At 66.3% G+C, this 7,131-nt stretch carries 9 protein-coding genes; 3 read left to right on the forward strand and 6 right to left on the reverse strand.

The genetic code is table 11. The features are described 5' to 3' along the window. Positions 1 to 1,149 (reverse strand): class I tRNA ligase family protein (locus tag AB4Y99_RS23505; protein ID WP_441525022.1); only part of this gene is annotated, 1,149 nt, incomplete at its 3' end. A 166-nt stretch (positions 1,150 to 1,315) separates the two neighbouring features. Here AB4Y99_RS23505 and AB4Y99_RS23510 point away from each other — a divergent pair. Next, positions 1,316 to 1,981, forward strand: coding sequence for a YggS family pyridoxal phosphate-dependent enzyme (locus AB4Y99_RS23510; protein WP_441525023.1), 666 nt, complete (start codon positions 1,316 to 1,318; stop codon positions 1,979 to 1,981). Positions 1,982 to 2,093: 112 nt separating this feature from the next. Here the strand turns inward: AB4Y99_RS23510 and AB4Y99_RS23515 are convergent, their stop codons facing one another. Then, positions 2,094 to 2,660: a L,D-transpeptidase family protein gene (locus AB4Y99_RS23515; RefSeq protein ID WP_441525024.1), complete on the reverse strand. Its 567-nt coding sequence runs from the start codon at positions 2,658 to 2,660 to the stop codon at positions 2,094 to 2,096. 81 nt (positions 2,661 to 2,741) lie between these two features. On the opposite strand from AB4Y99_RS23515, the gene AB4Y99_RS23520 reads away from it, so the two are divergent. Next, a complete protein-coding gene (locus tag AB4Y99_RS23520) occupies positions 2,742 to 3,428 on the forward strand; it encodes a response regulator transcription factor (protein WP_038359526.1) in 687 nt (228 codons plus the stop codon). A 3-nt stretch (positions 3,429 to 3,431) separates the two neighbouring features. Then, positions 3,432 to 3,896 carry a cyclic nucleotide-binding domain-containing protein gene (locus AB4Y99_RS23525; RefSeq protein WP_133561172.1) on the forward strand — a complete coding sequence of 155 codons (465 nt, stop codon included), beginning with the start codon at positions 3,432 to 3,434 and terminating at the stop codon, positions 3,894 to 3,896. Positions 3,897 to 3,911: 15 nt separating this feature from the next. On the opposite strand, the gene AB4Y99_RS23530 is transcribed toward AB4Y99_RS23525, so the two are convergent. The 4 genes from AB4Y99_RS23530 to AB4Y99_RS23545 form a co-directional block, all read right to left on the reverse strand. After that, complete coding sequence (locus AB4Y99_RS23530; RefSeq protein WP_429069557.1) at positions 3,912 to 4,829, reverse strand: EamA family transporter; 918 nt, start codon at positions 4,827 to 4,829, stop codon at positions 3,912 to 3,914. A 146-nt stretch (positions 4,830 to 4,975) separates the two neighbouring features. Then, a complete protein-coding gene (gene xth, locus AB4Y99_RS23535; protein ID WP_441525025.1) occupies positions 4,976 to 5,791 on the reverse strand; it encodes an exodeoxyribonuclease III in 816 nt (271 codons plus the stop codon). Positions 5,792 to 5,898: 107 nt separating this feature from the next. Further along, complete coding sequence (locus AB4Y99_RS23540; RefSeq protein ID WP_051987567.1) at positions 5,899 to 6,759, reverse strand: LolA family protein; 861 nt, start codon at positions 6,757 to 6,759, stop codon at positions 5,899 to 5,901. A 191-nt stretch (positions 6,760 to 6,950) separates the two neighbouring features. After that, the coding region (locus AB4Y99_RS23545) for a DNA translocase FtsK (protein ID WP_142023465.1) at positions 6,951 to 7,131 on the reverse strand (181 nt) is incomplete at its 5' end.

The following is a 7,131-nucleotide window of genomic DNA, read 5'->3' on the forward strand; positions in this document are numbered from 1 at the left end:
GTCATAGGCGATGTCGGTAATCACGAAGCCGGCGGGATCGGTGCCTTCCGGCGCCACGACCGGAATATTGCCGAGGCCATATTTGTTGACGAAGTCGAGGTCGCGCTGGTCATGCGCCGGGCAGCCGAAGATGGCGCCGGTACCGTACTCCATCAGGACGAAGTTCGCGACATAGACCGGCAGCGTCCAGTTCGGATCGAGCGGATGAACGGCGCGCAGGCCCGTGTCGAAGCCGAGCTTCTCGGCCTTGTCGATCGCCTCCTGCGCCGTGCCGGTGCGCTTGCACTCCTCGATGAAGGCCTGCAGTTCCGGGTTACCGGCGGCAATCGCCTTGGCGATCGGGTGATCCGGGGCGACGGCGACGAATTTCGCGCCGAACAGCGTGTCCGGGCGGGTCGTGTAGACCTCGACCTCATCCTGCTTCGCCGCATTCGATTCGAGAGCGAAACGAACCAGCAGGCCCTCGGAACGGCCGATCCAGTTCTTCTGCATCAGCCGGACCTTGTCGGGCCAGCGGGTCAAGCCGTCGAGCGCGTCGTTCAGCTCCTGGCCGTATTCCGTGATCTTGAAGAACCACTGGGTCAGCTCGCGGATCTCGACCGGGGCGCCGGAGCGCCAGCCACGGCCGTCGATGACCTGCTCGTTCGCCAGAACGGTCTCGTCGACCGGGTCCCAGTTGACCTTGGCGGTCTTGCGGTCGACCAGCCCGGCCTTCAGGAAGTCCAGGAACATCTTCTGCTGGTGGCGATAATAGCTGGGGTCGCAGGTCGCGAGCTCGCGGCTCCAATCGAGCGACAGGCCCATCGACTTGAGCTGCTTGCGCATGGCCGCGATATTCTCATAGGTCCACTCGCGCGGATGGACCTTCTTCTGCTTGGCGGCGTTCTCGGCCGGCAGGCCGAAGGCGTCCCAGCCCATCGGATGCAGCACCGAAAAACCCTTGGCCCGCTTGTAGCGCGCAACGACGTCGCCCATCGCATAGTTGCGGACATGGCCCATATGGATGCGCCCCGACGGATAGGGGAACATCTCGAGGACATAGTAGCTCGGCCGTGTGTCGTCGTTCCTCGTCTCGAAGAGCTTGCGCTCATCCCAGACGGCGCGCCATTTCGGCTCGGATTCTTTCGGGTTGTAGCGTTCGACGGCCATGTCAGCGAGCAATCACGTCAGCAAGCATTCTTGCGGGATTTGCCGGTCGGGACGCGGCCGGCGCAGGGGTCCATTGCGAAAAACCGGGTGAGGTTTTCCACATCCTGTTCTAGGACACCATTGCGCGCACGCGGTCAACGGCGCGCTCGGCATGAGAGGCTGCGATATGAGCGATACGGTTACGCGTCTGGAGGCGATTCGCGCCTCGGTCGCGCGTGCGGCGCGTGATTTCGGACGCAAGCCGCAGAGCGTGACGCTCATCGCTGTGTCGAAGACGAAGCCGGCGGAGCAGATCGCCGAGGTGCTCGAAGCGGGACAGCGCGTCTTCGGCGAGAATTACGTCCAGGAGGCCAAGGCCAAGTGGCCGGCGCTGAAGGCGCGCTTTCCCGATGYCGAACTCCACATGATCGGCCCGCTGCAATCGAACAAGGCCCGCGAGGCTGTGGAACTCTTCGACGCGATCCATTCGCTCGACCGCGAGAGCCTGGCGAAAGAGCTGGCGCGCGAGATCGCCAGGGCCGGCCGGGCGCCGCGGCTCTTCGTGCAGGTCAATACCGGCGAGGAGCCGCAGAAGGGCGGCATCGCGCCGGGCGAGACGGACGCCTTCCTCGCGCGCTGCCGCGATGTCCACGGCCTCGCGATCGAGGGTCTGATGTGCATCCCGCCGGAAGCGGAGCCGCCCTCGCCGCATTTCGCGCTGCTCGCCAAGATCGCGGCGCGCAACGGGCTCAAGGGCCTGTCCATGGGCATGAGCGCCGATTACGAGGCGGCGATCCAGCTCGGTGCGACGCATGTGCGCATCGGCAGCGCGATCTTCGGAGCGCGGGGATAAGCCGTAATGGTCGGGCTTGACCCGACTATCTCGTGACGCGGAGGCTCCAGCGCCTCTTCCGGGCTGAGATTCTCGGATCGCCCTACGGCGGCCCGGGAATGACGGGCGAAGATCACCGGACCTGTATGACGCAGCGGCGCGCCAGACGCGGCAGCAGCTTGGCGAAGACATGTCCCTCGACGGCGATGCACCCGGCCGTCGGCGTGAAGCCCGGGCGGGCGAGATGCCAGAAGATCGCGCTGCCGCGCCCGCGAATCACCGGCCGGTCGTTCCAGCCAAGCTCGACGATGACGTCATAGAGATGGTCCTCACGCTGCAGCCGCTCCTCGGCCTCGCCCGGCGGGCGGTCGATCAGGCGGTTGTAGCGGCGGTCGGTCTGGTCGTCGCACCAGGCGTCGCGCGGGCCGATCCGTTTCAGCGGCAGCAGGCTGCGAGGCCGGGCGAGGCGGTCGGCCCGGTAGAACACGCTGCGCAGCGGCAAATGCGTCCGCGGCGTGCCGCCGTCCCCCTCGCGCTTGATCGTACGGATGCCGGAGCGGCCGAGCGCGCAGGGAAAGACCGCGCCGCCCGCGATAAGGAAGCCCTTGCGGTGGTCACGTACCGAGGCGAAGACCCGCAGTGAGGTGAGGTTGCGCGGGCGAAGGCCGGGGCGCGCGAGGGCGATTTCACGGTTTCTCACGGGGATTCCAGAATGCGTGACTTGCGATGACGACTCAGCGGGCTCATGTTGCCCTACTCATTGCGTCCGAGCGAACAGCCCATGTCCGTCGTCCATCATATTCTCCTGGTCGATGACGACCAGACCCTGCGCGATGCCCTGGCAGAGCAATTGGCTCTTTATGACGAGTTCCGGCTGACGACCGCGGGCAACGCCACGGCTGCGGTGAAGGCCGCACAGAACGAGCGGATCGACCTCGTGGTGATGGATGTCGGCCTGCCGGACATGGACGGCCGCGAGGCCGTCAAGGTGATGCGCAAGAACGGCTTCAAGAGCCCGGTGGTGATGCTGACGGCGCAGAGCTCGGATGCCGACACGGTGCTGGGGCTCGAGGCCGGCGCCAACGACTATGTGGTCAAGCCGTTCAAATTCGCCGTGCTGCTGGCGCGCATCCGGGCGCATTTGCGCCAGTATGAGGCGAGCGAGGACGCGATCTTTCAGGTTGGCCCCTACACGTTCCACCCCGGCTCCAAGCTGCTCGTCAGCGAGAAAGGCTCGAAGACCAAGCTGACCGAGAAGGAAACCGCGATCCTGCGCTTCCTCTACCGCGCGGGGCGCAAGCCGATCGCGCGCGAGGTGCTGCTGCAGGAGGTCTGGGGCTATAACAGCCAGGTGACGACGCATACGCTCGAAACCCACATTTACCGGCTGCGCCAGAAGATCGAGCCCGATCCCGGCAATGCCCGCCTGCTCGTGACCGATGCCGGCGGCTACCGGCTGAATCCCTGACGGATGGCCCTCGACGACGACATGGCCCTGCTGGCCCGGCAGCCGCTGCTGAGCCTGATGGAACGCGATGCGTTGAGGCTGCTCGCCTTCGCGGCGGAGAGCCGCATCCTGCGCGCCGGCGATGTGCTGTTCCGTGCCGGCGAGCCTTCGGACGGCGCTTTCCTGGTCGTCTCGGGCGCGGTGGCGCTGACTGCGCAGGATGATGGCCAGCCCGCAAGCGAGATCGCCGGGCCTGGCGCGATGATCGGCGAGCTCGCGCTGTTCACTTCGGTGCCGCGGCAGGTCACGGCGATCGCGCGCGAGCCGACGCAGATCATGCGGTTGCCACGCAGCGTGATGCGGCGTGTGCTCGGCGAATCGCCGGATTCGGCCGAAGCGATCGCGCAGGCGATCGGGGATCGTTTGCGCGGTTTCGTGGAAGAGCTCGCCTCCGTGCGGGCTGCGCTCGGCGCGATCGACCGGAAATAAGTTCGCTGCGCCGGATCAGGCGGCCGGCGGATGTCTTGCGGCGCGGATCGCGGCGAATTTCGGCCAGAGGATGTTGATGCACAGGCCCGCCAGCACGAGCCCGCCGGCCAGGAACTTCCAGCCCGGCAAGGGTTCGCCCAGCCAGATGGCGGCGGCGCCCATGCCRAAGACCGGGACCAGCATTGCGGTCGGCGCCACGGTGGCGGCGGTATAGCGCGAGAGCAGCCAGCCCCAGACGGCATAKCCGAACATCACATTGCCGACGGCCTGCCAGATCGCGGCCGCCCAGGCGCTGGGTGGCGCGGCGGTCAGGCTGTCGCGAATGGCTGGCCAGCCCTCGACGAACCACGACAGCACGAAAAGCGGCGGCACCGCGAACAGGCTCGTCCAGACGACATAAGCGAGCATGTCGATGCCGGGTGCTCCGCGAACCACGATATTGCCGCCGGACCAGCAGAGCGCGGCGCCAAGGATCAGGACGACGCCCAGCGGCGTCGTGGTGCCGTCGGTGTGCCAGAGGATCACGGCGATGCCGATGCAGGCCAGGACGAGGCCGACGAACTGGAAGGGCTGGACGCGTTCGCGGGTGATCGCCGCGGCCAGCAGGATCGTGAAGAAGACCTGCGACTGCACCACCAGCGAGGCCAGGCCCGGCGTGATGAAGCCCTTGATCGCGATGTAGAGCAGGCCGAACTGGCCGGCACCGATCAGCAGGCCGTAGGCGGCGAGATTGCTCCAGGGCACGGCCGGCCGCTTGAGGAAGAACACCGCCGGCAGCAGCGTGAAGGCGAAGCGCAGGCAGGCGAAGAGCAGCGGCGGGAAATGGTCGACGCCGATGTGGATGACGACGAAATTCGTGCCCCAGACCACCATCACGGCCAGGGTCAGCAGCGCATCCCGCGGCGAGAGCGAAGTCGAGAGCGCGCGCTGCAATGATCTGGCCTTCCGGTGAACGGGCCGTGCCGATGTTGCCGCGCGCTATAGCACGATCATGAAATGGCCGGGCGGAGGGGCCTGGCATGGCCGAAGCGCAGCCGGGGCATGGACCGGTCCGTCTCTGAAGGCGCCGGCGCCGGGCCTCAAAGCTCCAGCGTCACCGTGACGGGGACGTGATCGGAGGGACGCTCCCAGCCGCGTGCCTCGCGCAGGAAGGAGAGGTCGCGCAGCGTCGGCTTCAGCGCGTCGGAGAGCCAGATATGGTCGAGCCGGCGGCCGCGATTGGACGCCTCCCAATCCTGCGCGCGATAGCTCCACCAGGAATAGAGTTTTTCCGGCTCGGGGCGCAGCGTGCGGGCGGCGTCGATCCAGCCGAGCTCGGAGCGCAGCTTTTCCAGCGTGGTCGTCTCGATCGGTGTGTGGCTGACCACGTCGAGGAGCTGCTTGTGGCTCCAGACATCGTGCTCATAGGGCGCAATATTGAGGTCGCCGAGCAGGATCGCGGGCCGGTCCGTCGGCTTGTTCGTCACGCCCCAGGCGCCGATCTCGTCCAAGAAAGCGAGTTTATGGGCGAATTTGTCGTTCTTTTCCGGATCGGGAATGTCGCCGCCGGCCGGGATGTAGAAGTTATGGATGGCGATGCCGGCCGCCGCGCCCGCCGCTTTGTCGAGCGTCACGGTCATGTGCCGGGCATCGTTGCGKCCGCACATCGMCATSGCKTCCTTCTCGCTGAAGGGCAGCTTCGAGACGATGGCGACGCCGTTATAGCCCTTCTGGCCGATGAAGGCCTGATGGACATAGCCAAGCTGGTGGAAGGCCTTGGCCGGGAACTGCTCGTCCGGCGTCTTGGTTTCCTGCAGGCAGAGGATGTCGGGCGCGTAGCGGGTGAGGAACTCGCCGACCATGCCGATACGCAGGCGGACGGAATTGATGTTCCAGCTCGTGACAGTCAGTTGCACGCGGAGATTCCGGCAAGGAGAGGTGGCCGGAAACTGGGTCGTCGCGTGCCAAAAGGCAAGCCGTTTCGGCGCCCGACTATCCGCGCCGAACTAGCCTTGGCCGGCGATCACAGCGTGCGCTGGTGATCGATCACGAAGTTCTTCGGGTCGGTCTGGCGCTGCAGGCTGAGATTGTAGAGCGACACCGCCGTCTCATAACCCTGCGGATCGACGACCACCCATTGCCTGAGCTCGTTGGCGACGAGGTCGAACTTCAGCGTGATCTTCGAGGTTCCGCCGAGCGTCGAGCGATCCTCGATCCGGACGGAGAGGATATCGCCATCGACGCTGGCACCGGTGATGGTGCCTTCGCGGTTGAGATCCATCTTCTCGCGCACGAGGAATTTCAGCGGCGTCTGGCCGATCGAATAGACGTCCTGCGTGCCGAGGCGCTTGTCGCGTACGGCCACGGAGGTGCCGTCGGCGATGACCTCGGTGGTCGCGGGCGGCTCGTATTCGAAACGCATCTTGCCCGGGCGCTGGATGTAGATCCGACCCTCGAGCCGCTTCCCGTTGGGATTGAACTGGATGAAGTTGCCCTGCAGCGTCGTGAAGCTGTTGAGATAGGTATTGAGCCGCTCGATCGCTTCCTCGCGCGTCGCGGGCGCGGCGAGCTTGGTCTTGGCCGGCGTCGTCTTGGACGCTTCGGGCTTCGCCGTCTGCGCGACAGGTGCGGCCGTTGCAGCCTGTGGGGAACCCGCCGCCTGCGCAGCCGGCGCATCGTTCATCGCCGTGCGCGGCAGGCCGAGATTGGCCGGGCGGACCGGCGGGAGCGGGATCGCGCGCGGCGCGGCCGGTCTGGCGAGCGCGGGCTTGGCCGCGGCAGGCGGCTGCAACTGCAGGGGTTGTGCCCCGAGCGGCGCTGCCGCCAGGCCGTAGCCAAACGCCGCCGTCAGAACCGAAACCCGAAGAATCGGGATCACTCTCATGAGCAAGTCTGCTCCATTCCCTGTGCCACGGCGATCCTCATGCCGGACGAGATACGTCGTGGCTCCGGTTGTTGCGGAGCGCTCGTGTCTTCGGGGCCTCAACGCTCTCCATGCCGCCGAGGTTGCAGCATCGTGATGGCTATTTGAGGACCGGCGCCTGCCCGTGCAAGTCCTCCGACCGAATGATGCGGCTATTCGTCCTCGCCGTGGCCCTGCGTCTCGACGAGGATCTCGCGTTTCCCGGCGTGGTTGGCGGGTCCGACGATGCCCTCGTTTTCCATGCGCTCCATGATGGATGCGGCGCGGTTGTAGCCGATCTGGAGGCGGCGCTGGATGTAGGAGGTCGAGGCCTTCTTGTCGCGCAGCACGACG

It is taken from the genome of Allobosea sp. TAB14, assembly GCF_052113865.1.
Classification (GTDB): domain Bacteria; phylum Pseudomonadota; class Alphaproteobacteria; order Rhizobiales; family Beijerinckiaceae; genus Allobosea; species Allobosea spartocytisi.